Source organism: Hymenobacter metallilatus, from assembly GCF_003944705.1.
Taxonomy (GTDB): Bacteria; Bacteroidota; Bacteroidia; order Cytophagales; family Hymenobacteraceae; genus Hymenobacter; species Hymenobacter metallilatus.
The window spans coordinates 393,426-419,108 of sequence record NZ_RWIS01000003.1 but is presented as its reverse complement, the minus strand read 5'-3'; the positions used below and the strand labels follow the sequence as shown (position 1 = coordinate 419,108).

Annotated in this window: 23 protein-coding genes; 7 read left to right on the top strand and 16 right to left on the bottom strand. The window is 62.0% G+C overall.

Annotation, left to right across the window (positions count from 1 at the left end; genetic code table 11):
• Nucleotides 1–718: 718 nt before the first annotated feature.
• Complete coding sequence (locus tag EI290_RS07340; RefSeq protein WP_125428216.1) at nt 719–1,156, top strand: hypothetical protein; 438 nt, start codon at nt 719–721, stop codon at nt 1,154–1,156.
• 179 nt (nt 1,157–1,335) lie between these two features.
• Here the strand turns inward: EI290_RS07340 and EI290_RS07335 are convergent, their stop codons facing one another.
• From EI290_RS07335 to EI290_RS07325, 3 genes are all read right to left on the bottom strand, one after another.
• Complete coding sequence (locus tag EI290_RS07335; protein ID WP_185816886.1) at nt 1,336–2,457, bottom strand: MBL fold metallo-hydrolase; 1,122 nt, start codon at nt 2,455–2,457, stop codon at nt 1,336–1,338.
• Between the two features lie 346 nt (nt 2,458–2,803).
• Nucleotides 2,804–3,298 (bottom strand): hypothetical protein, encoded by a 495-nt coding sequence (locus tag EI290_RS07330; protein ID WP_125428212.1) that lies wholly within the window; start codon nt 3,296–3,298, stop codon nt 2,804–2,806.
• A gap of 383 nt (nt 3,299–3,681) precedes the next feature.
• A complete protein-coding gene (locus EI290_RS07325) occupies nt 3,682–4,167 on the bottom strand; it encodes an ankyrin repeat domain-containing protein (protein ID WP_125428210.1) in 486 nt (161 codons plus the stop codon).
• A gap of 149 nt (nt 4,168–4,316) precedes the next feature.
• Between EI290_RS07325 and EI290_RS07320 the strand changes: the two genes are divergently transcribed.
• Nucleotides 4,317–5,108 carry an SDR family NAD(P)-dependent oxidoreductase gene (locus EI290_RS07320; RefSeq protein ID WP_125428208.1) on the top strand — a complete coding sequence of 264 codons (792 nt, stop codon included), beginning with the start codon at nt 4,317–4,319 and terminating at the stop codon, nt 5,106–5,108.
• Between the two features lie 320 nt (nt 5,109–5,428).
• Here the strand turns inward: EI290_RS07320 and EI290_RS07315 are convergent, their stop codons facing one another.
• Genes EI290_RS07315 through EI290_RS07305 form a run of 3 tightly spaced genes read right to left on the bottom strand, consistent with a single transcriptional unit; the run spans nt 5,429 to nt 8,074 of the window.
• Entirely contained in the window at nt 5,429–6,586 is a 1,158-nt protein-coding gene (locus tag EI290_RS07315) for a geranylgeranyl reductase family protein (RefSeq protein ID WP_125428206.1), read from the bottom strand.
• Between the two features lie 41 nt (nt 6,587–6,627).
• Nucleotides 6,628–7,059, bottom strand: a complete 432-nt coding sequence (locus EI290_RS07310) for a DUF4174 domain-containing protein (RefSeq protein ID WP_185816885.1) — start codon at nt 7,057–7,059, stop codon at nt 6,628–6,630.
• 43 nt (nt 7,060–7,102) lie between these two features.
• Nucleotides 7,103–8,074 carry an alpha/beta hydrolase gene (locus EI290_RS07305; protein WP_125428202.1) on the bottom strand — a complete coding sequence of 324 codons (972 nt, stop codon included), beginning with the start codon at nt 8,072–8,074 and terminating at the stop codon, nt 7,103–7,105.
• Nucleotides 8,075–8,205: 131 nt separating this feature from the next.
• On the opposite strand from EI290_RS07305, the gene EI290_RS07300 reads away from it, so the two are divergent.
• From EI290_RS07300 to EI290_RS07290, 3 genes are all read left to right on the top strand, one after another.
• Complete coding sequence (locus EI290_RS07300; protein ID WP_125428200.1) at nt 8,206–8,961, top strand: L,D-transpeptidase family protein; 756 nt, start codon at nt 8,206–8,208, stop codon at nt 8,959–8,961.
• 42 nt (nt 8,962–9,003) lie between these two features.
• A complete protein-coding gene (locus EI290_RS07295; protein WP_125428198.1) occupies nt 9,004–9,561 on the top strand; it encodes an NUDIX hydrolase in 558 nt (185 codons plus the stop codon).
• 148 nt (nt 9,562–9,709) lie between these two features.
• Nucleotides 9,710–10,810, top strand: coding sequence for a TolB family protein (locus EI290_RS07290; RefSeq protein WP_125428196.1), 1,101 nt, complete (start codon nt 9,710–9,712; stop codon nt 10,808–10,810).
• 114 nt (nt 10,811–10,924) lie between these two features.
• Here the strand turns inward: EI290_RS07290 and EI290_RS07285 are convergent, their stop codons facing one another.
• Nucleotides 10,925–12,322 (bottom strand): DUF5723 family protein, encoded by a 1,398-nt coding sequence (locus EI290_RS07285; protein WP_125428194.1) that lies wholly within the window; start codon nt 12,320–12,322, stop codon nt 10,925–10,927.
• Between the two features lie 130 nt (nt 12,323–12,452).
• Between EI290_RS07285 and meaB the strand changes: the two genes are divergently transcribed.
• Nucleotides 12,453–13,430, top strand: coding sequence for a methylmalonyl Co-A mutase-associated GTPase MeaB (gene meaB / locus EI290_RS07280; RefSeq protein WP_125428192.1), 978 nt, complete (start codon nt 12,453–12,455; stop codon nt 13,428–13,430).
• A gap of 83 nt (nt 13,431–13,513) precedes the next feature.
• Here the strand turns inward: meaB and EI290_RS07275 are convergent, their stop codons facing one another.
• The 9 genes from EI290_RS07275 to EI290_RS07235 all read right to left on the bottom strand — a co-directional run bounded on the left by EI290_RS07275 (nt 13,514) and on the right by EI290_RS07235 (nt 24,741).
• Nucleotides 13,514–14,206 carry a pirin family protein gene (locus EI290_RS07275; protein ID WP_125428190.1) on the bottom strand — a complete coding sequence of 231 codons (693 nt, stop codon included), beginning with the start codon at nt 14,204–14,206 and terminating at the stop codon, nt 13,514–13,516.
• On the bottom strand, nt 14,203–14,718 hold the full coding sequence (locus EI290_RS07270; RefSeq protein ID WP_125428188.1) for a hypothetical protein: 516 nt from the start codon (nt 14,716–14,718) through the stop codon (nt 14,203–14,205). Before EI290_RS07270 ends, EI290_RS07275 begins: the two co-directional genes overlap by 4 nt.
• A 105-nt stretch (nt 14,719–14,823) precedes the next feature.
• Nucleotides 14,824–15,546 carry a dioxygenase family protein gene (locus tag EI290_RS07265; protein ID WP_125428186.1) on the bottom strand — a complete coding sequence of 241 codons (723 nt, stop codon included), beginning with the start codon at nt 15,544–15,546 and terminating at the stop codon, nt 14,824–14,826.
• A 351-nt stretch (nt 15,547–15,897) separates the two neighbouring features.
• Nucleotides 15,898–18,501, bottom strand: a complete 2,604-nt coding sequence (locus tag EI290_RS07260) for a DUF5916 domain-containing protein (protein WP_185816884.1) — start codon at nt 18,499–18,501, stop codon at nt 15,898–15,900.
• Nucleotides 18,502–18,744: 243 nt separating this feature from the next.
• Nucleotides 18,745–21,531 carry a M56 family metallopeptidase gene (locus EI290_RS07255; RefSeq protein WP_125428182.1) on the bottom strand — a complete coding sequence of 929 codons (2,787 nt, stop codon included), beginning with the start codon at nt 21,529–21,531 and terminating at the stop codon, nt 18,745–18,747.
• Nucleotides 21,528–21,947 (bottom strand): BlaI/MecI/CopY family transcriptional regulator, encoded by a 420-nt coding sequence (locus EI290_RS07250; protein WP_125428180.1) that lies wholly within the window; start codon nt 21,945–21,947, stop codon nt 21,528–21,530. The genes EI290_RS07255 and EI290_RS07250 overlap by 4 nt, the downstream gene beginning before the upstream one ends.
• 292 nt (nt 21,948–22,239) lie before the next feature.
• Nucleotides 22,240–22,596 (bottom strand): dihydroneopterin aldolase, encoded by a 357-nt coding sequence (folB, locus tag EI290_RS07245; RefSeq protein WP_125428178.1) that lies wholly within the window; start codon nt 22,594–22,596, stop codon nt 22,240–22,242.
• Nucleotides 22,597–22,735: 139 nt separating this feature from the next.
• The gene (locus EI290_RS07240; RefSeq protein WP_125428176.1) at nt 22,736–23,698 is read right to left on the bottom strand and encodes a DivIVA domain-containing protein; all 963 of its coding nucleotides are present in this window, start codon (nt 23,696–23,698) and stop codon (nt 22,736–22,738) included.
• Nucleotides 23,699–23,814: 116 nt separating this feature from the next.
• Nucleotides 23,815–24,741: a WD40 repeat domain-containing protein gene (locus EI290_RS07235; protein WP_246008880.1), complete on the bottom strand. Its 927-nt coding sequence runs from the start codon at nt 24,739–24,741 to the stop codon at nt 23,815–23,817.
• A gap of 218 nt (nt 24,742–24,959) precedes the next feature.
• Here EI290_RS07235 and EI290_RS07230 point away from each other — a divergent pair, with 218 nt between their 5' ends.
• Nucleotides 24,960–25,619 (top strand): 4'-phosphopantetheinyl transferase family protein, encoded by a 660-nt coding sequence (locus EI290_RS07230; protein ID WP_125428174.1) that lies wholly within the window; start codon nt 24,960–24,962, stop codon nt 25,617–25,619.
• The last annotated feature ends 64 nt before the right edge of the window (nt 25,620–25,683 follow it).

Sequence of the window (25,683 nt, the reverse complement as noted above, 5' to 3'; positions counted from 1 at the left end):
ATCTAAATTAAAGAAATGGGCTATTTTATTATTCATAGTCCCTCTGATGGCTCTGACAGCCATCAGAGGAATTTTACATCAACAAGAACCAATCATAACAATTATTTGCACGCTTGGAATGTGCTTGCTATCAGTTGTGATTTTTACACCCAATGTTACTCTCACGGATAAAAGTATAGCAATTGAACAAATCTGGTCAACCAGAAATTATTCATTTCAGAATTACAAGTCAGTATCTAATGGAAACACGTTTCTTTCAAAAATACACTTTGATGACGGACGCAGTTACCGGTTTATGAATGGCATCGACATACTGGGCATTCTATCGAATCCATTAGAAAAAGGACACATTGAAACCCAATTACATGAACGCATACTAATTCATATTGAAGACAAGAAAACGCAAAATTAAACCAGATAATAGCTGGCACATAAAAAATACTGAACATGCTTTGCCGTGCAGTGTAAAAATATATCCAACAGAATAAAATACCAGCAGTTTGTACTAATCTGTAAAATTATGTTTTACGGATTGACATAGGATTTGTCGGCGCATTTGGTTTTGCTTTTATTGATTCCTGGCTGTTATATATCGGCCTGTATGCTTCGTGCTTATACTCTATACTTTCGGGCGCTTCTCTGACAGTATTGGTAGCTGTTTGCGTTGTTAGAAACCACAAAGAGAATACCTCGCATTAGCATCTCACACTAGCTTCTTATGCGCATTCACGACATCGACCAGGAAGACGCCGACATTGATTACTTCGCTACTGATGCGGCCGGGCACATTGTGCACGTGGCGTCCGGGGGCGGGGTGCTGCCGGAATCGGTGGCGGCGGATGAGGCGGCGCTGCTGGAGCTGCACCAGTATTTCCTGACGCGGCCGGAAACCGATTCGGCGGCGGCGGCCGCGCCGGCTTTGGCCCAGGATGGGGCTTATCCGGGTGCCGCCCGCTACGCCCGGCGCGGGCTGTTCTCCTTCGCCAAAACCCGCCTGCACGAGCGCACCGATACGCGCTACTACGCGGTGGCCCGGCCCCTACAACCCCTCACCCTGGCCGAGCTACCGCCGCCGCTGGCGGAGCTGCTGCGCCGCACCCAACTGCCCGGCTCCGCAGCCGAGCTGGAAACGCTGGATATTGCCGGCATTGTCTGAAACCGAAACCGGCCCGCTGCTGCAGCGGGCCGGTTTCGGTTTCAAAAACTGTCATCCTGAGCGGAGCGAAGGACCTTATCACCTTAGAGCTGGCCATTGCTACGAGTGCCGTTCTACTTGATAAGGTCCTTCGCTCCGCTCAGGATGACAGTTTTTATTTCTACTCAACACCGTTCCAGCTACTCCCACCACCGCCGCTGCGGCAGGGGCTGGCCCAACGTAACGGGCTGGCCCAACTCGGGGGTGGTGATGGGCAGCTGGTGCAGGGCGGCGGCGGCCGTGGCGCGGCGCACGGGCTCGTTCCAGGCGTGGTGGGCTTCGGTGAAAGCGCCCCAGTGCACCGGCAGCATGGCGCGGGCCCGCACATCGAGGGCGGCCTGCACGCTTTGCTCGGGCAGCATATGAATCTGGGCCCAGTTGGCGTCGTACTGCCCGCATTCTAGCAGGGCCAGGTTGAAGGGGCCGTGCTGCTGGCCGATGGCGCGGAAATGCTGGCCGTAGCCCCCGTCGCCGCTGTAGAACACGCGGTGGGTGGGCGTTTTCAGCACCCAGGAACTCCAGGAAGTAGAGTTGCGATTGGTGAGGCCCCGGCCCGAGAAGTGCCGGGCCGGCGTGCTGATGATGGTAAGGCCCGGCAGCCGCACCGAATCCTGCCAGTCCAGCTCCTGTATTTTTTCGGGTGCTACGCCCCAGGCCAGCAGGTGCGCCCCCACACCCAGCGGCACCAGGAAGCGGGCCGTTTTGTCCTTGAGCCGGCGGATGGTCTGGTAATCGAGGTGGTCGTAGTGGTCGTGGGAGATGAGCACGGCGTCGATGGCCGGGAGCTGCTCGGCGGTAATGGCCAGGCTGGGGTTGTAGCGCCGGGGCGTCACCCAGGAAAGTGGCCCCATCTGCACGCTCAGCATGGGGTCGAGCAGGACGTTTTTGCCCCCGATTTCCACCAGGCTGGCCGAGTGCCCGAACCAGGTGACACGCACCGTTTCGGGCGTTTTGCGGGTGATGCTGCTGGAATCGAGCGGCTGGGTGGGCAGCGGAGCCGCCGGGGCCGCGTTGGTTACTTTGGTGAACAGGAAACGCCACAGCACCGAAAACGTGCTGCCCCCCGTCATTACCTCGGTGGGCTCCAGGTTGCGGAATTCACCGTCGTGGTAGCGGCCGGTGCGGGCGTAGGCGGCTTTCTGGGCTTTGGTGGGCTTGCCGCCCAGCTCGGGGCTAAGGTTGGCAAAGGCTACGCCGGCCACCACCAATACGGCCAGCAGCACCAGGGCCAGGCGGCCGGTTATTTTCAGAATTCTGCGCATCAACTCGACATGTGAAGCCCCGCCAATCGGAGCTGGTTGTTCCGGTAGTCGGGTTGATACGGGAAATATTGTAACGCAGCCGCAAGCTTCGGCGGTGACGCCGGTCCGGCGGCAAACCATCGGGCCGATAGTGGTCCGATTCATCTGCACCACGTCATCACAATATCAGCTCACAACAACCGGCCTGACAGCCTGCACAAAATAGACCGTCATTCCGAGCGTAGCCGAGGAATCTCGCGTGCTGACGTCAGGTTTACCCTTGCAACATCAGCACGCGAGATTCCTCGGCTACGCTCGGAATGACGGTCTGTTTTTCAGAATAGGAACTCGGAACGGACAGGCCGGTTTAGCCCCGGCCGTTGAAGTCGCGGCGTTCTGGGCCACCGCGCCGCTGGTCGCCCCGGCGGCTTTGCAGTTGGCGCATCCGCTCCTGGCGCTTGGCTTCCAGCTGCGCGTACTGCTTTTTGGACAGCACGTCTTTTAGTTTTTTATCGGTGCCTTCGTGGATGCGCTTGAACTCGTCGCGCTGCTGGGTCCGGTCCTGGCCCGACTGGCCGCGCAGGGCCTGCATCTGCTGCTGCTGCTCCTGGTAGATTTTCTCCACTTTGGATTTCTGCTTGCTGCTCAGGTTCATCTCCTTAGCCATAGCATCGAGGCGCTGCTGGCGGCGCGGACCCTGCTGGCCATCGGGGCGCTGACTGCGGCCCTGGCGGCCCGCTTGGTAGAGGCGCTTATCCTGGTGCTGCTCCTGCCCGGAAACGGCAGGGGCGGCAACAGTGGTTTCGGAAACGGAAACAAGCAGACCGAGCAGGAGGGCAAAACTCAAAAATTGCTTTTTCATGAGGAAGGGGTTGAAAAGTGAGGGTTGAAGCAAGTAAGATTGAGAACCGCGTGTTCGGTCTGTCCTTACTCAAACCCAATGCCGACCTCGCTGCCGTTGCCCCGCTACTCCAGTAACCCCGCCGAAAAACCGACCAACCGCCTCATTTATTCGCCCGCGCCTTGTTTGCCCCCGGTCCGGGCTTTGCCCGAGAGGAAACAACGCCGCAGCCGGTAGCCTCAGCCGGCCCAGGCCACCGCGCCCGGACAGGCGGTAGGCAGCTTCCCGCAAACCCGACAGGCCCTCCGGCCCCTACCCCGAACAGGCACTGAGTTGCCGCATCCTGGCCCGTACTGCTCAAGAGAAGTTACGGTAACTCAGCGCCTGTTTGAGGGCGCTGACTGCTACTCCGGCAGCAGCTCCAGCGCGGTGGTATTGCCCTGCTGAATGGCCAGGTCGCGGGCCGAGAGGCCCCGCACGTCGCGCAGAGTGGTATCGGCCCCGGCCTTGAGCAGCAGGGGCACAAGGTTGTGGCGGCCGAAGAGCGTGGCATACATGAGGGCGGTACCATTGTTGCCGTTACGGGCATTCAGGTCGGCGCCGTTGTCGATGAGCAGCTGGGCAATTTCGGGGTAGCCTTTGAATGAAACACCCATCAGGGCCGTGTTGCCGCTGGCATCGTGCACGTTGGGGTTGGCGCCGGCTTCCAGCAGCAGGCGGGCCGCTTCGAGGTGGTTGTCGTAGGCAGCCAGAATCAGGGCCGTGAAGCCGCGGCCATCCTGGGTATTTACATTCACACCCTCCTGCAGCAGCCGTTGCAGGGTAGCTACGTCGCCCTGGCGGGCCGCGTTAAAAAACAGGTCCTCGGGACGGGATGAGGTAAAATCCATGCGGTAAATCGGTAAAAGAAAGCGAAAAACAGAAGTAGGTATCCGGCCTGGGAAGTACGCAACCGGCACAAATTGGATGGCCCCCGCAGACAAACCTGCGGCCGTGGGGTTATACAACCTCCTTCTTTCCACGCTGGTTATCGTTTCTTATGAATTTGCATCTCACCAACAAAGTAGCCCTGGTAACGGGCTCTACCGCCGGCATCGGCCTGGCCATTGCCCGCCGCCTGGCCGCCGAAGGTGCCGAAGTAGTAGTGACTGGTCGCACAGAAGCCCGCATCAGCGAAGCCCGCGCCGTCATTCTGCGCGAAACGCCCGGCGCCAAGCTGCGCGGCGCACCCGTGGATTTTGGCCAGGCCGAGCAGGTGCAGCATCTGTTGTCGGAAGTACCCGCGGTGGATATTCTGGTCAACAATGTCGGCATCTTCGAGCCCAAGCCTTTCTCCGACATTACGGATGAGGACTGGCTGCACTTTTTTGAAGTAAACGTGCTAAGTGGGGTGCGCCTCGCGCGCCAGTACTTCCCGCAGATGCTGGCCCGTAAATGGGGCCGCATCCTATTCATCTCCAGCGAATCGGGCTTGCAGATTCCGCAGGAAATGATTCACTATGGCACCACCAAAACGGCCCAGCTGGCCGTAGCCCGTGGCCTGGCCGAGCTTACGGCTGGCACCGAAGTAACCGTTAACTCGGTGCTGCCCGGTCCCACCGCCTCCGAAGGAGTGGAGGAGTTTCTGCAGAAGCTAGCCGGCAATGGTAAAACCCGGGAGGAAGCAGAGCACGAGTTCTTCCGCGACGCCCGGCCTTCATCTCTGCTCAAGCGCTTTATCACGCCCGAGGAAGTAGCCAACATGGTGGCCTACCTCGCCAGTCCTTTAGCCGTGGCTACCAATGGGGCTTCGGTGCGGGTAGATGGGGGCGTTATCCGCAGCATCGGCTAAAAACAGCTGTTTGCGGCTTGAGGCACAGCGGTTCCGCAAGCGGTAAATCCGGTTCGTAGCGCGGGCTTTTGCCCGTAGCGGGGTCTTCTGCTTTGCTGGCCGAGAAGTACGCGGGAACTGGGACTACAGTCCGCGCTGCGTGGTTCGCCAAACCGTTGTAACAGGAGAGTAACAGCTTGTCCGGTACGCTGCATCTGACGGGCCGGTGGTGTGCGGCCCAGGCAGTAGGCACGCAGAATGGCGTGGCTCCGTCCGGCAAGGTGCATTGGATAAACAACGTTAGCACACGGACTTTCTCGCGGGGCTCGTAACGGGGGCCTCTACCCTACTACCCGTACCAGCCACCGCCGCAGCCACGCCCACTGGCTAGCCCGGAAGGCAGCCTCCACCAGCCACGGAACCCGGGCCAGCAGGCGCATAATGCGGTAGCGGAAGCGCAGCTCCCGGCCCAGGCGCTGGTGTACGGCTTGGGCGTACTGCTGCAGGAAAGCAGGGCTGAAATCCTGGGTTTGGCAGCAACGCCGGGCCTGCTCCGCCGCCAGCATCCCACTGATTACGGCTTTGTCGATGCCGTGCCCCTGCAGCGGGTCAATGAGGGCGGCGGCGTCGCCGCAGAGCAGGACCCGGAAACCGGTAAGCGGCCGGCGGGCACCACCCAGGGGCAGACCAAACCCTTGGAGCGGGCTCACCCGCCGGGCCTGGCGGAAGCGCGGCTCCAGCGTCGGATGCGTGGCCAGCAGCTCATTCAGCACCTGTTTCAGGTCGACTTTTTCGCGGGCAATATCCTCCGACAACATGCCAAACCCCACGTTGTAGAGGCCATTGCCCACTGGAAACACCCAGCAGTAGCCCGCCCGGTAGCGGCGCAGAAACAGAAAGTCACTGGTAGTTTCGGGGGCATCGGCTACGCCCTGGTAGTAGGCGCGTACGGCCGCGCAGTGCCGCCGCCGGTTAAGCGGGTGCGGCACCAGGCACCGGCCCACCGCCGAGTTGGCCCCGTCGCAGCCAATAACCAGGCGGGTGGAGAGGGTGCTACCATCGGCCAGCGTTACCATTACACCCACGGAAGTAGCTGCCAGCGTTTTCACCGGACTGTTTTCCAGCACTTCCGTGGCAGTATGACGGCGTACCAGCACCAGCAGGGCCTCGTCGAAGTGCAGCCGGGGGCTGTTGAAGGCCGGAGCCTGCCACTGCACGCTTAGCTCCCGGCCCCGCGGCGACACCAGCCGGCTGCAGCTGACATCGGTGCGGTGAGGCTGGGTAAGTTCGCGTAACTCCTGGGCGTAGCGTGGATTGAGGCGGGCCAGGGCCCGTAGGGTTGGGCCCGGAATAGCGTCGCCGCACACTTTGTCGCGGGGAAAGGCGGCCTTATCCAACAGGCCAACACGCAGGCCGCTGCCGGCTAGGCCCAGGGCACAGGCCGTACCGGCCGGACCGGCTCCTACAATCAGCACATCATACTCCGGAGTAGCAGCCACCGCCTGAAAGTACGCAGGCTCCTGCGGAACTGCTGCGTGCCCTACTGGCGCGGGCGCATTTCCTGCTGGCGCATGGGCATGGCATCCACCGTTGAGAATAGCTCAGCGGCGGGTAGTGGGGCGGTTTCCCGTCGCTTCACCCCTCCATCTTTCCCTATCAGCAGCAACACAAAGCCGCCGGTTTTCACTCTCAGCTGCTCCCGCAGGTAGCGCTGGTCGGGGGCGGAAAGCTGGTCCGGCACTACTACCCGCACCACCATATCCCGCGCATTCAGCTCCCGGCCCACCGGCCGCAGCAGCGCCTGCTGGCGGCGCAGGGCGGCATTATCGGGACTGGGGGCACACAGAAGCAGGATCCGCTGCTGCCACTTGCCAGCCCGAATGGCAGCCGCCAGAGCGGAACCCGGCTGCTGAGCCCGGGCACCGCTCGCCAGTAGTGCCAGCGCCCAGCACATCAGCCAATATCTTTTCATCCGTCCCATAGTCATGTTAGTTACGCCCTCCTGATTTTCCTGGCTACGCCATAACCGTTTGCAGCCACGCGAACAGCTGCCGGTACGCTTGCGCCCGCACTGCCGGAGCCGACAGAAACACGTCGTGCACCGCTCCGGGCACGGCCTGTACCGTTACCTGTTCGCCCAGACGCGGAGCCAGCTGCCGGATGTGGGCCACATTCAGCACAATATCGGCCCGCTGGAACTCCTCGTGCCAGCGGCGGCCGGTGGCCGTGTGGGCGGAGTGCAGCACCAGCACCGACAACGACAGGTGCAACCCACGCCGCACCCGGGCCTGCCCCCGGCGGATGGCCCGCAGCCAGCCGGCATTTACGGCAAATACGCGGTTGGGCTTCCAGGCCAGGTTGTAGTCCCACTGGCCCCGGTACGCCCGGTGCAGACTTTGCCCGTAGGTATCGGGCAGGCCGGCGGGCAGGGGCATCGTGGGCCAGTAGGCTCCCAGCGCTACTGCCACCGGCACCGCCACCTGCCGCCGCAGCCACGACTGATGCAACTCCAGAAACGGGCTGTTCAGCACCAGCGCCTTCACCTGCGGCGGCTGCCGCTGGGCTATATACAGGGCCGTAATAAGGCCACCGGTGGAGTGGCCGCTCAGCAGCACCTCGGTATGGCTCTCGGCCTGTATCCGGGCCAGGGCTGCATCCAGGTCGGGGAAATACTCTTGGAGGTTGCGCACGGTATTAGGCTGCTGGTGGGGCAGCAGAGCCCGCCCGTACTTGCGCAAATCGAGGGCGTAGAACCGGTAGCCGTGCGCCGTGTACTCCAAGGCCATTTCCCGCTGAAAAAAGTAGTCGTTGAAGCCGTGTACGTACAGCACGGCCCGGCCTGCAGCAGAAGCAGGGTTGAGGTGGCAACGCACCAGCACGGCCCGCACCGGCCCCTCATAATCGGGAGGCTGCATCAGGCTGAGCTGCTCGAAATCGGGGCCTAAGGGGTCGGGTAGGTAGGCAGCGGCGGCGGAAACAAGAGACATAGGCTCGGTACGCAAAACGGGCCGGAAGGATAATCCGCCTTGCTGAATATATCCGGAGCACAATACTAAACCGGTTGCGGGGCCGTTTCAGGAGCCCGGCCGCTGCCTCAGCGGTGTTACCTCTCCCTGTTATGCGTGTATTTTTCCTGGTGGCAACCGTGCTACTGGTGGCGCTGGCCGCCCGCTCTTCGGTGCGTACGCCCGAGCCTAACCCAACCTTCCGGGCCAACCAGCTGCAATTCCCACGGGTGCGGGCGGCCTACGCTGCTTACGAAACAGCCACCGGGGCACTGCTGCGCCGCAACGGCCTGGCCCCCGGGCGGCTGGAGCTGTTTCTGCGGGCGTTTAAAGTGGGCCGGCGAGTAGAGGTGTGGGGGCGCAATCAGGGTGAAGGACAGTTTGTGCTGCTGCGCACGTTCCGGCTGGCGGGCACCTCGGGTACGCTGGGGCCGAAGCAACGGGCCCACGACGGGCAGATTCCGGAGGGCTTTTATACCATCAACCGCTTCAACCCCGACAGCCGGTTTCACCTCTCCCTGGGCCTCGACTACCCCAACGCCGCCGACCAGTTCCGGGCCGGCCCCCAGGATCCCGGCAACGACATTTTCATCCACGGCTCCCACGAAACCATCGGCTGCCTGCCCATTACCGATGAAGGCATCCGGGAGTTGTACGTGCTGGCAGTAGAGGCCCGCAGCGCCGGGCAGGCCAGTATTCCGGTGCACATTTTCCCGTTTGAGCTGACCGCCGATAATCTGGCCCGCCGCATGACCAGCCCGCACCTGGCGTTCTGGCAGCAGCTGGCCCCCGGGTATGAGGCCTTCGAAGCTACCCATGAGCTCCCCAGCGTAACGGTTACGGCCGCCGGAGCATACGCTGTGCACTAAATTACCGGAACGCTATACCAGAGCGCTGCGTACTTTGCACCTATGCCCGAGCTTTCACTTCATGATTTCCCGATTCCTAAAAACCTGCGTGATTCCGCCGTACTGGTGCCCGTTTTCCGGGATGCAGCCGGCGAGTTGCAGGTAGTACTGGTACGCCGGGCTGCCTTTGGCGTGCATGGCGGCCAGCTGGCTTTTCCAGGCGGTAAGTATGAGCCTCAGGATGAAGACCTACAGGCCACGGCACTGCGTGAAGCATTTGAAGAGGTACACCTGCCTCCGGCCAACGTGGCTATTCTGGCAGCGCTGCCCACGGTGCCGGTGCCCTCCGGTTTCCGTATCAGTCCCTTCCTGGGCCGTATTCGCCGGCCAGAAACCTGGCAGTGGCAAACCGCCGAAATTGATGAGGTGCTGGAAATTCCGCTGCGCTACCTGGCCGATGCGGCCAACCACGCGGAGGAGGTATGGGAGCTGGCCGGCTGGCCGGGCCCGCGCCGTGTACCCTTCTACCGGCTGGCCGGCGGCTACCAGCTGTGGGGGGCCAGCTACCGCATCATCCAGCCCCTGATTCCGCGGCTGCTGGCTGGCGAATGGGAGGTGTAATGATGAGGTGATGAGGTGACAGGGTAGACCGTCCTGCTTCGACAAGCGGACGCCAGATAGAGCAGGACGGTCTACCCTGTCACTTCGCTGCACTACCTACTTTCTGGCATGAAATTACGTTAGCACTCCGCACACCCTTTTTCGCTCCATGAAACGATTCTCTTTCCTGCCGTTACTGCTGGCGTTGCTGCTGCCAGGTGCGGCTCTGGCTCAGCGCGAGCAATCCATCTGGCTATTTGGACAGCAGGCCGGGCTGCAGTTCCCGGCCGATGGTGGTACGCCCACGCCGCTGCTCACCAGCAAAATGACTACCTATGAGGGCTCCGCCGTGGCCACCAATCAGCAGGGCCAGCTGCTGTTTTACACCAATGGCGAGTTTGTATTCAACCGTCAGCACCAGGTAATGCCCAACGGCCGCAAGCTGATGGGCTCTAACTCCAGCACCCAAAGCGCCCTCATCGTACCTGACCCCGGCAGCGGCAACGTGTTCTACGTATTTACCGTGGGCGCCCAGGGCGGCTCCAACGGCCTGCGCTACTCGGTAGTGGACATGACCCGCGAGAATGGCCTCGGCGACGTGCCCCGTGCCAATGCCCTGCTCATTACGCCGGTGGCCGAGAAGCTGGCCGCCGTGCGCCACCAGAACGGCCGCGACGTATGGGTGGTGGCCCACCGCTGGAACTCCAACGCTTTTGTGAGCTACCTGGTAACCGCCGACGGGGTGCAGAGTAAGCCCATCATGAGCAACGTGGGCAGTATGCACGCCGGCCCCGGCCGCAACGCCATCGGGGCCATGAAGTTCTCCCCCGATGGCCGCAAGCTGGCCGTGGCCCTATGGCGTGAGGCCAACAAGTATGAGTTGTTCGACTTTGACCGGACCACCGGGCAGGTAAAGAATGTGAAAGCCTTTGCCCCCTACCCCGAAGCCTACGGCGTGGAATTTTCGCCGGATGGCACCAAGCTGTATGGCTCCAGCAACGGTGAGGGCGGCGGCCAGGCTCAGGTATACCAGTTCGATCTGAAAACGGGCAAGGCTACCGTCATCGGCAAATCGGCCAACCGCAAGGTGGGCTCCCTGCAGCGCGCCCCCGATGGTAACATCTACGTGGCCCGCGAAGACAACCAGTTCCTAGGCGTCATCCAGAACCCCAACTCCGAAGCCGCCAAGTACCTGGACGACGGCCTGAAGCTCGGTGGCCGACGCAGCAAGCTGGGCCTCCCCAATTTTATCACGGAGCCAGGGAAGTAGGTGAAATGGTGAAGTGGTGAAATGGTGAAAGCAAGAACCGTCATTGCGAGGCATGTGGCGCATCAAGCCAGTGTCCTGCGGGTGCGTCGTCCTTCTCACCGCGCAATGACACGGTTAATTACTTTTCCCACCCAGCTTAAACCGCAGAAAGCCGCCTGCCACCGACAGGTAGGGATGCTCAGAGGTCAGCAGGCCCGCCACGTCGCGGGTGCTGATGCCGGCTTCGTAGAAACTGGTAGCCAGCGTGAAACCCAGCGGCACACTGAAGCCGTAGCCCGCCCCGGCCGTCAGGCCACTGCTCAGGCGCAGCCATTTTACCGGTTTATAGTCGAGGCCGGCTCCCACAAAGGGAGAGGTGATGTTACCGGCCACCTCGTTGAGTGGGACGGTAACATCCAGACCTACTTCAACATACTCACTCAGGCGCAGCCCGGCCCCGGCCCGCAGCTTGGTGGGCAGGTCGGCGCGGCGCTCCTGGCCCGTTTGATACTGAAACAGGCTGTCGGAGCCGGAGGCGAAGATTTCGGCAGCCTCTTTGATGAAGTTGTAGCTACCCACCCCGCTCGATTTCAGCCGCTTCAGCTTTTGGTCGTTGGCCGTGAGCAGGTTGCCGGTCCAGGTCATCCGGCCAATATCAGTAACGGCCAGGCCCAGACGCATAGTTTTGCCCACTTCTGCCGCCACCCCGAAATCGAAGCCGTGGCCCTTGCCCACCGGGTTCAGGCCGGAGCCGGTGCGCAGGTTGAAGTTAGGGTTAGCCGCCAGACTGCCGTAATCAATATCAAACACCGGCGACATGGAGCTGTAAGCTTGCAGGTTGCCGGGCTGCACGCGCACATCCACAATGCCAATGCCCTGAATGTGGCGGTAGCCCGCCCCGGCCGACAGCTGGAACAGGGGTAAATCGAGCAGGCGGGTACCCCAGGCCAGGTTGAACTCATTCAGTACCGAAAACTGCATTTCAGTACCAGCCAGGGCTTCCGTTACCAGCGGCACGTTGCCGGCCGCCGTGCTGGTATAAATGGGCGCATCTTTGCCCAGAAACAGAATATCAGCGGCGTTTTTGTTCAGGCCCACGTGCCCGGCCGTGCGCACCCGGTTACTGATGGCAATACCCCCAACTACCGGCAGCTGCACAGCCAGCGCCAGCGTGGTGGCGTCGGCGTTCAGGTTGAGCGCGTTACCGGAGTTGAAGGCCACCGCCAGCGCCTGCTTTTCGGGGGCTGTGAGGGGCTGGTTGGTATCGGTGATGAACTTGCGCAGCTGCTGCCGCGTGAGCGACTGAGAAGCAGCGCCGGCCCCCACTTCACCGATGGTAAAGGCCACGGTGGCCCCGCCTACCCGGCCCAAATTGGCGGGGTTGATGCCAATAGCCTGATAGTCGGAGGCGAAGGTGGTGGCCACGCCGCCCCGGCCCGTGGCAGTAAAGTTGCTCAGCTCGTTCTGGGCACGCACAGCGGTGGGCAGCGCCAGCAATAAGGCCAGCGCAGAAGTCAGTCGGAGTAGATTCATAGCGAAAATGTGGCGTAAGCTTTAGCTTGCGCTGTTAAGTGGCGGCCGGGCGGCCGCCAACTGCTGAAAATACAGGTTTTCATCAGCGCAGGGCGCAAGCTAAAGCTTACGCCACATTTCTTTTTCACCCGTGCCCAAACGCTTTTCTCCTGCTGAGTATATCGACGGCGTACTGGCCGGCAACCGCGTCATGCTCAGCCGGGCCATTACCCTGGTGGAAAGCACCCTGCCCACCGACCAGGAGCTGGCCCGGCAGGTGCTGGATGCGGTGCTGCCCCAGGCCGGCCGCTCGGTGCGGGTAGGCATTACGGGCGTGCCGGGCGTGGGCAAAAGCACGTTTATTGAGGCCCTGGGCCTGCACTTGGTGCGCGAGCAGGGCCAGCGCCTGGCCGTGCTGGCCGTGGACCCCAGCAGCCAGCGCAGTGGGGGCAGCATCCTCGGCGACAAAACCCGCATGAACGAACTGGCAGCCCACCCGCAGGCTTTCATCCGACCCTCACCCGCCGGCCGCAGCCTGGGCGGTGTTACACGCAGCACCCGCGAGGCTCTGGTGCTCTGCGAAGCGGCGGGCCACACTGTTATTTTCGTGGAAACCGTAGGCGTGGGCCAGAGTGAAACTGCCGTGCACGGCATGGTAGATTTCTTCCTGCTGCTGATGCTGGCCGGGGCCGGCGACGAGCTACAGGGCATCAAGAAGGGTATTATGGAAATGGCCGATGCCGTAACCATCACCAAAGCCGATGCCGGCAACGAACAGGCCGCCCGCCGCGCCCGGGCCGAGTACCAGAACGCCCTGCACCTGTTTCCGCTGGCCGCCTCGCAGTGGAGCCCGGTGGTAACCACCAGCTCGGCGCTTACCGGGGCCGGGGTAGCGGAGGTGTGGCAGCTGATAGAGCAGTACGTGCAGCACACCAAGGCCAGCGGCTACTTCCAGCGCCGCCGCCAGGAGCAGCACCTGCACTGGCTGGAGGAAACCATTCGGGAAACGCTGGAAGCCCGTTTCTACGCCCGACCGGCCGTGGCCAACCGCCTGCCGGAGCTGCGCCAGCAGGTAATGCATGGTACCAAGTCGGCGTTTGGAGCGGCGGAGGAGCTACTGGGGCTGTAGCGGAGTGGTGCGCTGCTACGTTGCCGCGCTACCCTTACGCGCCGGAACTCGCCTGCGGCTCGTGCGCGAAGCGGAGCTGCGCGCTACTGGCTTACTTCCAGTACCAGCACCAAAGCATTGTTGCTAAGGGCTTCCAGCTCCACCTGCTGCACCTGCCACAACGCCAGGCCGTCGTTGGGATGCAGGAGGCGGCCTTCCACCTCAAAAGCCCCGGCCAGCACGTAGGCAAAAAAAAGGGCCTCCGTATCGTGCAGGCGGTACACATCCTCCTGCCGGCCCCCGAAGCGGCCCAGGCTGAGCCTGAGGTCCGGCGTGCTGACCAGCTCGGCTAGGCCGCTTTCTACCTGCTGAAAGGTGTAGGCAACTGTTGTGGCCTGGGGCTGCGCGGCCAAGGAGGCATCAAGAGCCAGCCAGATATGCAAAAAGCTCACAGCCTCCTCAGCATATGGATTGCTGAGCACCAGCTGGTGACCCGCCGACACCAGCCCCGCCCACACCGCTTCCACCTGCACCAGCTCCTGACTGAGCGCGTCGCCGCAGCCCACCGCTCCCGTCAGGGGCAGCACCAGGCAGTGCGCGGCCTGGCTGGCGGGCAGCACCAGCTGGTGGCCCCCAGCCAGGGTTTCCTCGTTGAGGGCCAGCAGCCGGCCGGCAGCCGGGCGCTGGGCATCCTGGTAGGGGCCGAAGGAAAACACGCTGCGGCGGCTCGACTGCGGCGTGGTGAGCGTACCGTGCTGGTCGGCCAGGTACAGGCGGCCGGGAATTTGCAGCGTCATACAGCAGCCGGGGTTTGGATGGAATAGATGCCTAGAAAGGGCTGTAGCGGCACCAGGTGCGTCAGTATCTCTCTGTTTTCGGGGTCGGCTGCCGCCGCCGACACCAGTAGCAGGTTCTCGATGGTGGCGTGCCAGGTGAGCGGGTCGGAGAAAAAGTTGATGGTTACCTGGTGGCGGCTCTTATCGAGCAGGTCGGAGTTGATGATTTCAAACTGAAACCGGCTGAACCGGAGAAAGCGCCGGCCCAGGTTGTCTACCACATCGGGCACCAGGCCGCCCAACTGGGGCAGGTAGCCCCGGGCCACCCCACTCACCAGAAACGACAGTTGGCTGGCCCCGGGTACGTGGTGCACCAGCTCGGCGTAGGTCCGAAACCGCCGCTCCGGGTTGTAGAGCTGCGCCTGTATCCGCAGCTCGTTGTACGTATCCTCCAGCACCAGCTTGTCCCAGGGCCGGGTGGCGGCGGCGTCGATAATTTTCCGGTAGCACAGCGTAATAACCCGCTCAGTCATAGCCCATAAACAGTAGAAGAAGTTGAACTGCCGCCGCACCGCGAAACTGCGCCGGAACGTACTACCCGGCGCGGCTCCCGGATACGAACAAGCCCGATAAGCTGGTTAGGCAGGCACCGCAAACGTGATGTTCAGCTGAAAGCCCGCCGTGGTGCTGCCCGTTACGGTGGCCAGCTCCTGGGCCACTCCGTCGCTGAACACGTTGTCCTGGGCGTTGGAGGTGTAGCCGCTCAGGCCCTTGGCGTAGCCGTTTACGGCGGCCACGGCCGTACCAGTGCCCTCAGGAAAGGCAATCTGGGTGACTTTGAGGGAAGTGCCGGTAGCCGAGTACACGTGCACGTGAATGTGGGTGGCGCGCCCGGAGTACCAGCCGGGGAAGATGCTGGTAAACGTTACCTGCCCGCTGGCGTTGGTGGTTTGCCGGCCGCGCAGGAAGTGTACGCTCTGGTAGTTGGTGCTCTGCATACCCGTGCCGCCGTACTCGGAGTAATTGCCCTCGGCGTCGCAGTGCCAGATATCTACCAGCGCCCCGGCCAGGGCGGCGCAGCTGTTGTTGCTGTTGGTAATGGTGAGAGTGGCCGTCAGCTTGTAGCCCGTCCGGTCGTCGGTAATGTCGGAGCGGACGTACGACGACGGCACTTTGGTGGGAAAAGGTCCCTCGGTTTCGGTAGGAGCCACGGTGCAGCTGCCCGAGGTAGTACCGCCGGTGGTGGTGCCGCTGCTGGTGGGCGTCACGGTGTCGGCCTCGTCCTTGCTACAGGCGGCCAGCACGGCCGGCGCCGAAACAGCGCCCAAAAACAGGGTTTTCAGGAAATTCTTGCGTTCCATAAGGCAATCCGGATGAAAGGTTATCTGATTTCTTACCCGAAGTTGCCCACTACCTCTTACCAGCCCAATTCTAATCGACCACCCGGCCCCGAATGCCGACAGTTCGGGCAGAAAAGCACGTACTACCTGCCCAGGGAATTGCAATACCTGAGCGGATTGCCTGGGTCAACTGCTGCGTTTCGGCTGCCAGCCACCGCCAGGACAGCAAAAGCAGAATACATTTCTTCATCGGCGGATACGCTACGGGGCGGGCAGACAAGGCAACAGAAACCCAGGCCCGTCGGAACGACGCACCGGAAAGGAATACCGGAAATCAGGGGAACTGCTGGTTCGGGCCGCGGCACCCGTCGGCTACACTTTCGTGCGCCGCTTCAACATCAGGTAATCCAGGTAGTACAGGATTTTGATGCTCAGGTTGTTGTTGTGGGGCGTGTTGATGGTGTTGCTCAGGTTGTCGAAGTAGAGCGGGGTGGCCTGGTTGGCCTCCAGGAAAGAGGAGCTGGCGTTTTTCCATACGATGCTCACCTGCGAGCCGGGCGCAAACCACCACGAGTACACGGCATCCACGTTGAAGGCATTGAACGTGTTGTCCCGGTTGCGGCGGTAGTCCACGGGAAATTCCTCGCCTCCCTTGCTCAACCGCGCGAAGTCGTGGTAATTCACGGTGCTGGTGTAGTGGCGCACCCGCACCGTGAGCGACATGCGGTTGTTGAAGGTGTACCCACCCGATACGGTATTGGTAACCGTGAGCACGCGCCGCACGCCCAGCAGCACGTCGTTGGGGTGGTCGGCGCGGAAGCGGGCATCCTCCGGCTGGCTGCCATCCAGCCCCCCATTCACGTAGCCCACCTGGTTCTGGCGCAGGTTCCAGTCGAGGCTATAGCGGAAGTTAAGCTGGTTGCTCACGCGGTAGCGGGGCGAGAAGCCCCAGCCGTAGCCCATGCGGCGGGGCCGGGCAAACCGGTTATCCTGCTGGTACCACCGGATGCCCCCGTTCACGTCCAGAGCCAGCTTTTTGCGGTAATCGGAAGAGGCAAAGCCGCCCACGTTGGCATTCACCGGCACCCGCACGTAGTAGTCGCCCAGCGGGTACTGCCGCGGCTCAAAGTAGTCGTGCGTCACGGGGTTGGCGTCGAAATTCAGGCCCGTGGTCAGAAAGCGCTTGGTGAAGGTGGTATTGAAGCCCCCGTAGAAATTCAGGCCCTGGTAGCGTGTGGGCTTGTAGAGCAGGGTATGGTCGACGCCCCAGTAGGAGTAGAAGTTATTGACCTTCCAGAAGGGCTTGTACTTGTTGTAGTTGAAGTTGATGTTCTGATTGATGTTGTTGTTGCCGAACAGAATGCCCAGGTCGTTGGGGTTGTACGTGTCCGACTCGATGCCCTGGCTCAGGCTCCAGGTAAAGTTGCCGCTGATTTTGCTCACGCCCACCCGGTACTTGTAGCCGTTCTGGTCGTCAATGGCCTCCTCGGAGCCGAACACCGTGCCCCGCCGCCGCGAGTACACCACGCGCCCATCCACGGCGTAGGAGTTCTTCTTGTTGGCGAAGCGAAACAGGCCGCCCGTCACGTTGGCATCGTAGGTGCTGCCCCAGCGCGTAACGTTGGTGTTGATGAGCGAGACGTAGCTGTTGTTTTTCAGGCTCTGGTCGAGCACCACAATGTTGTAGTTGCTGAAGGGCTGGGTCAGCACACTCCGCTCCCGCCCGTCCACCGAGTCGCGCACGGTGGCGTACACATCATTGCTGAGAGCATTGAAAACGCCCACGCCCAGGCCGTTTTTGGTGCGCCCCGATACTTTGGTGGCATTGAGCAGGCGCGTGACGCCGGGGTTGCTCACGACGGCCTCGCCCGGCCGGCGCTTGCCATCGGGGCCCAGTTCGCCGGCCCGCAGCTGACTCTCTACGTTATAGAAACCAATGGGCTGGGCCCCTACCCGGCGGGAGTAAAACAAGTTGCCTTTGTTGAACAGCTCGGTTCCCTCCGTGAAGAACTGGCGGTTTTCGTTGTACTGCACTTCAAAGGGCGAGAGGTTGAGCACCTGGTTGTCGCTCTGCACCTGCCCGAAGTCGGGCACCAGGGTAGCATCCAGGGTGAAGCTCTCATTGATGCCCCATTTCACGTCGGCGCCGCCGTTGAAGCTGGTGCTGGTGTTGCGCGTGCCCTGCACGTTGTAGGGGTAGTGGTTGGCGTAGGCTGAAATGTAGGGCGTGAGGGAAAGGCGCAGCGGGGGCTGCACGTTTTTCACCCCCAGCAGCTCGCCCCACTGGTTCACGAACCCATCCACGGCCGGCCGCACCTCATTCCAGAAAAAACCCTGGTTGTCGCGCTTGCGCTGCCGCATGAAGTTGATGCCCCAGAGCTGCTCCGGCGCTTTGCTGAAGCGGATGGCCGAATACGGAATTCGCATTTCGGCTACCCAATCGGTACCGCGCAGGGCGGTGCGGGAGTCCCACACGGCGTTCCAGTTGAAATCTTCGCCCCCGGCCGGGGAGTAGCGGGCATCACCCTGCACGCCGCCAGTGGTTACAAAAAAGCCATAGCCGTTAATCTTGTCGTGATAAGTATCCAGGAAGATGCCGAAGAAGTCGGTGTTGCCAAAGTCGTCGCGCCCCGACAGCTCCCGCGGAATCGAATCCAGGGACACATCGTGCATAATGGCGCCGATGTACAGGTTGGCATCATCGTAGAGCACCCGTACCTCCGTTTTGTGCCGTTCGTGAGGGCCGGGGTTGGGTCGGTTCTGGATAAAATCGGTAGCCGGCGTGGCCTGCTGCCACACGGCTTCGTTCAGGTCGCCGTCGAGCTTAATGGTTTCTGTGATGCGCACTGCCTGCAGCTGGCGCTTGAGGGCCGGCACCGCCGCATTGGCGGGAGTTTCGGGGGCGGTTTGGGCCCGGGCGGCCCCAAGGGCACCCAGCCAGCAAGCCAGCAGTAGCAGCACACGAGAACAGTTCACGACGTAACGACGGGAGAAAAAGTAGAACAAGCAGAGCGGTGGTAGATGGGTGAGAAACCCGACGGCCGGGGCGGTAACACGGGCAAGGGCGTCGGTACGGGAAGTGGCGGATACGTGTGTCCCTAATGGGCAGGATGCAGCAATAGATGCAGGCCGCTCCTGAACCGTTGCCTCTATATTCAGACTTAACATTAAAAAAATCGGCCGCCGTTGCAGCGGCGGCCGAGGTTGTTTTTGCAGTTGCTATTCACTGATGGAAATCTGCACGTTCCGGCGCACGTTGCGGCCGTTGGCATCCGGCTCATCCAGCAGCCGGCGGTACTTTTCCGTCAGTTCGGCCGACTGTTTTTTACCATTTACGGTCAGGCCTTCTTCGTTTAGCTGAAACTGGAAGTTTTTTTCATTGGCGCCAAGAACGCCATCCTTGCGCAGTTCCGCCCGAATGTTGTCGGAGTTAAAGCGGGGAGGCCGGGGCGCGCGGGGTACGCGCGGGGGTGCCGGTGGCAGCGGAGCATCGGCCCCGGCCGGCGGCAGCGGCGCGACGGGGGGCACCGGCGGAGCTGGTGGTACGGCCATTCCCCGCCCGGTAGTAGTGCGGACGGAAGTTTGCCGGTTTAGCACAAATGAGCCCTTAGTGAGCTTACGGCCGGTTTGTTTTTCCACCAGCTTCAGGTATTTGTCGCGCACGGTGGCCGGCTGCTTTTTTCCGTTTACGGTAAGCGCCGTGGCCGTGAGGCTCAGCTGCACGCTATTAGTGCTTTTGATGAGGCCATCCTTACGTAGCTCCCGTAGTAGGGCCTCCTCAGTGCCATCGGCAGTGCGGCGGCGGGTGTCGGCTTCATAGCGGCGCACCTCGGCCTCATTTCGGCGTACTTCGGCCTCATTGCGGCGCAGAGTAGCTTCGTGGCGGCGCATCTCGGCTTCCAGCCGGTGCATCTCGGCCTCATGGCGGCGCATTTCGGCCTCTACCCGGCGGTGGGCCGCTTCCTCGTCGCCGCCGTTGCGGCTGTCGCCGTCCGCGTCTTCCAGCTGGTCGCGCAGGTCATCCCTGTAATCCTGCCGGGCATCCTGCTGCTCCTCCCGGATGTTTTCCAGCTGCTCCCGGATCTGCTCCCGCTGCTCCTCATTCAAGTCCTCGTCGGCCAGAGTGGTGCGCAGGGCGCTTTCGGCCCCTTGTAAAGCCTGCAGCCGCCCCTTCAGCCCCTGGAGGCGGGCCTTCATGGCCTGGTCGGTCCACACGTCGGCGCTGCGTTCCATCTGCATACGCCACTGCGGGTTTTCGCGCAGCTGGCGGCGGGCATCGGCGGCGGCCCGCTGGGCATCGGCTTTAATGCGGGCCACGTCGGCTGGGCTCAGGCCGGGGCTTTGGAAGTGGAAGTTGCGGTTGAAGTTGTCGTCGAAGTTGAAATTGAAGTTCTGACCGCTCGCCCATTCGCCGCGGCGACCCTGCAGCTGAATTACCTCCACCTGGCTGGCGGCCTGCTTGCCCTTCGCCTTCGATTTGCCGGCCGAGGCCGTTTCTACCCGCTGCCCATCTACCGTGAGGTTGGTAATACGGCCCTTCTTATCTTTCTCAATCACCACCGTACCGGGGCGGCTCCGGCTGGGGCCGGGCACCACTACCACCTGCTGGCGGGTGCGTTTGCGCTTCTTGCCCTCATCATCCTGCTCATCGTCAGCGCGGAGCGTAAAGTTGGCAGAGGCCCCCGCGGGAACCATTTCCGGAGCTGCCGCGGCGGCCGGGGCAGCACTCAGAGCCGCCAAATCATCCTCGCCCGCAATGGGAGGCAGCCCTGCCGGATTTGCCGGCGCCAGGCTGGAGGCAAGCCGCTCCGCAGCTGCTTTCTTCTGCGTTGTATCGGGCTCCGGCTGCAGGAAGGGTAGTTGTTTCAGAGCACCGCCAACGGACTGCTCACCCACCGGCCGGGGGTCGGCAATGGCCACGGCGGAGGTCAGCAGCACCAGGCCACTCAGCACCACGCAGGCGGCCATAAAGCCTTCCGTGAAGGTGGGCGCCGTGCGGCCCTGCACCAGCCGCCGGATGCGGCCCAGTACCGAGCCATCGGGTCCCAGCGCCGACATAGCCAGCCGGGGTGCAGCGGGTTCCGGCGCAGTGGTCAGCTCGGCCAGAGCGGCCAGGGCCCGGGCTACCGTGAGGGCGTTTCCCCCCACCAAGGCCGTGGCGGCGTCGTCGCAGCAGTTTTCGCGCTCCGTGCGCAGGCAGGCCGTCACGAACCACACGGCCGGGTGGTAGAAGAACAACGTTTCGGCCACCGACTGCACCAGGTTCATGAGGTAGTCGCGGCGCTGCACGTGGGCCAGCTCGTGGGCCAGAATGGCCTCCAGGTAGGCCGTGCTCAGCCCCGTCACGGTGCCCAGCGGCAGCAGAATCACGGGGCTCAGGTGCCCCACCACTACCGGTACCCGCACCAGCGCCGACTCCAGCAGCTGCACCGGCTGCTGGAGGCCGGCTTTGTCGGCCAGGGTCCGGAGGCGCTGCTGCCACTCCTCGGCCAGGGGCTGCACCCGGTAGCGGCGCAGGCGCTGCACGTAGGCCAGCCCGCCCAGCAACCGGAGCGTCATGGCCAGCAGCCCCAGCAGCCAGCCGGCTACCAGAATGGGCAGGTTGTTATCGAAGTAAGTGAGCCAGGCTTGCAGACCGGTAGGGGCCGCCGGAGCTACCGCCGCCGCTGGCGGGGTTACGGCATGGTTGGCTTCGGCCGGGGCCGTCGTTACAATCCCATCCGCCCGCACGGCGGCCTCATCCCCTACCCGGAAGCCCGCAACGGTCGTATGTAGCGCAGGAGCCGCGGTATAGTAGCGGGCGAATGTGATGCTGGCCAGCGCAAGCAATACCAGCAAAGCCGCTGCCGCCGTCCGGTAGCGGATTTCGGCCTGGTGCCGGCGCAGCAGCAGCAGCAGGCCAGCCAATGCCAGTGCCACTACGGCTCCCTGCCACAGGGAGTGTACCAGCGTCCAGCCCAGGGCGCGCACCAGCGCGGGGGGCAACATGTTTTCCAGCCAGTTCATGGGGCTTCGTCGGTTGAGGGTGGAGTCGTGTCGTTCTGAATTTCGATGTCGTTGAGCAGGCGGCGAATCTGGGCCAGCTCCTCGCGGGAGGTGCGGCGGTTGCCCAGGGCCTGCATTACCAGCTTCATGGCCGAGCCGCCGAAGGTGGAATCCACGAATCGGTCGAGCAGCAGGCCCTGGGTTTCTTCTTCGCGCACGGCGGCCCGGTACACGTGGGTTTTGCTGTCGTCGTCGCGTAGCACCAGCCCTTTGTCCAGCATCAGTTGCAGTAGCTTCAGGGAGGTGGTGTAGCCTACTTCACGGCGCCGGTTCAGCTCGTCGTTCACGAAGCGGACGGTGCTGGGGCCATGCTGCCAGAGCACCTGCAGAATTTCCAGCTCCGATTCGGTAGGTTTCGGAAGGGGGGATTTACTCATGGGACCAAACTAAAGGGTACTGTATGGGACTACCGAACCACCCGCCACCGTTGCCTGGGCCAGCTCCTACGCGCAGGAAACCACGGAATACCCCAGGCAAAACCAGCTACGAAGCAGTTCGTACATCAAACATATACGAAGCTTGTCGTACATCCAAGAAATATCTACGATTTATTTCGTATAATATTTTATCTACTTGAATGTAAGCATCTAAACGCAATAAGGGCCGCCATTCTACCTTCCTTCGGTAGAACGACGGCCCTCAGCTGTTAGCCTATTATACCTAGGGTAGCTACCGTTGGCGCTCCAGCGTTACGCGGGCCCGGTGGCAGATGCCGCCCAGGGGTGGGTTGAATTTCGACACGCTCACGCGCACCCCATTTACATACGGAAACTCTTCCAGCACCCGGTCCAGTACCCGGTGGCCCAGGTGCTCCAGCAGGCGGGCTGGTGCCAGCATTTCCTCGGCCACTACCCGGTACAGCACCTCGTAGTTTACGGTTTCGCGCAGCTGGTCAGAAGCCCCGGCGGCGTGCAAATCGGTGTCGATGTAGAGGTCCACGCCGTACTTGTTCCCAATTTTCTGCTCCTCGTCGTAGTAGCCGTGAAACGCGAAAAACTCCATGCCTTCCAGTGCAATCTGACCCATGCGGTAAAATGGTAAAATGGTGAACGGGTAAGGCAGTAATGCTCCTCGCCCGGATGCGTACAACCGGCAAAGGAAACAAAAAAGCCCGCCCCAGCGGGCAGGCTTTATGTACTGGACCACCTGAAGTCAGGCAGTACGGTTAAATCTCATCAAAGAAGGATTTCTCCCCCAGGGCCTCAGCTTGCATGTTAGGCTGGTCCGAGTGGCCGGGGTGGGAAGGCGGCACCGGCTGCGGAATTTCGGGTCGGTCGGGGCTACCGGGACGGATATCGGGCTGCACGGCCGGGTTGGGGGCCCCGGGAATGGGGGCACCGGGCCGCTCAATTTCCGGCTCGGGCCGCTCGGGTTGGTTGGGGTCAGGCTGTTGGCCGGGCTTGGGGTTGTAGCCGATGGGCTGGCGCTCCGCTACCTCGGGGGTACCGGCGCGAAAAGCAGCTACACTACCCGCTACAGCAGTGGCGGTAGCAGCAGAAGAAGCAGTGGAAACGTACATGGCGGCGTCTGGTTTGGGTGAATCGTCCGCAGGGTGCGGGCGGTTTACTTTTACGCTGGCCGCTTTGGAAAGGATGGCCGCCGTGCTGGATTTTGGCCGGGTGCGGGCTTTTTCCACTTTGGCCAGGGCATCAGAGGCCAGGTTGTGCAGGTCGCGGGTGAGGCTGTCCAGCATACTTTCCAGCCGCTGGCATTCCTGGCCCAAACCATTTACCTCCTTCTGCATATCAGCCACGGTCCGCTCCGCCTGCTGGTAGGCATCGTCGACCACGGTGCGGGCTTTCTGGCGGGCATCGGCCAGCAACTGCTCGGCTTGTAGCTGGGCTTCCCGGATGCGCAGCTGGGCGTCGCGCTGGGCCTGCTCGGTAATGCTGTTGCCAGTGTCTTCGGCCGTTTTGAGGGTGCGGTAGAGGCTGGTTTCTACCTCCCGCATCTTGCTCACTTCCTGGGTGGCGTGGTCGAGCTTGAGGCGCAGCTCCCGGTTTTCGTCGCCCATTCGCTCCCACTGCTGGGAAAGAGTTAGCAGAAAGGCCTGCACTTCGTCCTTATCCAACCCGCGAAAGGCTTTTTCAAAGGTTTTCTGCCGGATATCGAGGGCGGTGATTTTCATTGTGGTACTGAGTAATAGGTATCAGGTATTGAGACTAGGACATGGCAGTAGCGGTATACAGGTCAAGGCCCAGCATCCGCACGTGTTTGCTGCCCTTTCTTATTACCAACTACCAGCTACTCACTACCAACCTGCCAAACGACCAGGCTACGGTCGTCGCTACACGAAACTAGCCTATTCCCGCTTCCCGGCCAAAATAACTTGTTTACTGAGGTGCCGTGGCCGGCGTGCCGGGCCTTGTCCACCACCCGCAGCAGCTGCCAGGTTTCGGCGTCCCAGAGCTTGATGCTTTTGTCCATGCTGCAGGTAGCCAGCAGGCGGGCATCGGGCGAGAAGGCCAGGTGGTTGATGGTGAACATGTGGGCCACTATGCTGCGGTGCTCCTGGTAGCCGGCGGCCACGTCCCAGATGCGCAGGTGGGCGTCGCGGCCGGCCGTGAGCAGGTAGCGCCCCCCGGGCGAGTAGGCGCAGGTAAACACCGAGTTGGTAGCCCCGGCCAGCACGTTCCTCACCCGCAGCGAGTCGGCATCGAGCACCCGCACCAGATGGTCGGAGCCACCCACGGCCAGCTCACCGCGCTGCTCGTGCAAAGCCAGGCAGCGTAGGCTTTTGTCGGACACGCGCAGCAGGGTTTCCACCGAAAAATCGGGGCCGCGCAGCACGGCCAGGGTGCCATCGGCCAGGGCCACGTACAGGCGCTGTCGGGCCTCAGAATACACCACATCGAAAATGGCTACCGGGGGCAGGGCCGTAGCGTGCAGCAGGGTTTTAGTACCGAGGTCCAGCACCTGCACGCCCTGAAAATTATGGCCAAGCACCAGCAGGTTCTGCTCCGGCAGATGCAGTAGCGCATACACCGAGTTTTCCACCCGGGCCAGCAGTTCGCCGTCCTGCCCGGGCGCATCGGCCTGCCAGGCCACCACCAACCCATCGGCCCCCGACGAAAACACGGTTTCACCACCGGCCATGCCGGTCAGGGCGTACACACAGTCGCGGTGGCCGGTGAGAGAAGCTGCTTTGTGAACCTGGGGGCGAGTGGACAAGGGTAACAGGAATAGATGACTGCGCGAAGATAGAACGTGTACCCCGAAGCTGTGCTTCGGCTCACGTGAGAGGCTAATCAACCCAGATAATGAGTTTAGTCCCTGACGCGGGCCGAAGCACAGCTTCGGGGTACAAGAACAACGACGACCGGAGCTGCGCGCCAGGGTACACGTTCTGGTAGTACCTTCACTTATTCACTCCTTCATTCCTTTGCCTTTTGCCCCTTCACTCCCTCTCCCCTCTTTCCCAAACGGCCGTGCTGGGGCTCTGGCACCTGACGGAACCAGCCGAGGCGCTTTGGGCCCAGCTGCCGGCGCAGGCCCACTACCTGGCCCGCTTTCCTCAGGGCCGCGACGAGCTACGGGCCCGGCAGTGGCTGGCCGGCCGGGTGCTGGCCCACCAGCTGCTGCGGGAGCTGAACGATGCCCCGGCCACCCTGCACAACGATGAAAACGGCCGGCCCTACTTCCAGGAGTTGCCTGCCTACGGCATTTCTTTGTCGCACTCGGGTGAGTGGGTAGCGGCGGTGCTTTCCGCCCATGAGCGGGTTGGCATAGATATTGAAATGATACGCCCGAAAGCTAAAAAGTTGGCCCACCGGGTTCTGGCGGAATCCGAGCTGGCCGACGCCGGCAGCGACGCATCGAAGTATTGTCTGTATTGGAGCGCCAAGGAGACGTTATACAAGCTGCATAGCCGCCGGGGCCTGGTGTTTAAAGAGCACTTGTTGCTCAGCCCGTTTGAGCTGCGGGAGGCTGGTGTGCTGACGGGACACCTGCTGCTCGAAAACTCCCGCAGCCAACACCAGATCCAGTATATGCGCCCAACTCCCGACTACATCCTAACTTACACCATTGGTGAGATACTGAAATGGTGAACTGGTGGGTTTGTCGTTCCGCTTGTACCACTCAAGCACACGGAATACCTCCTCTTCCCCGCTA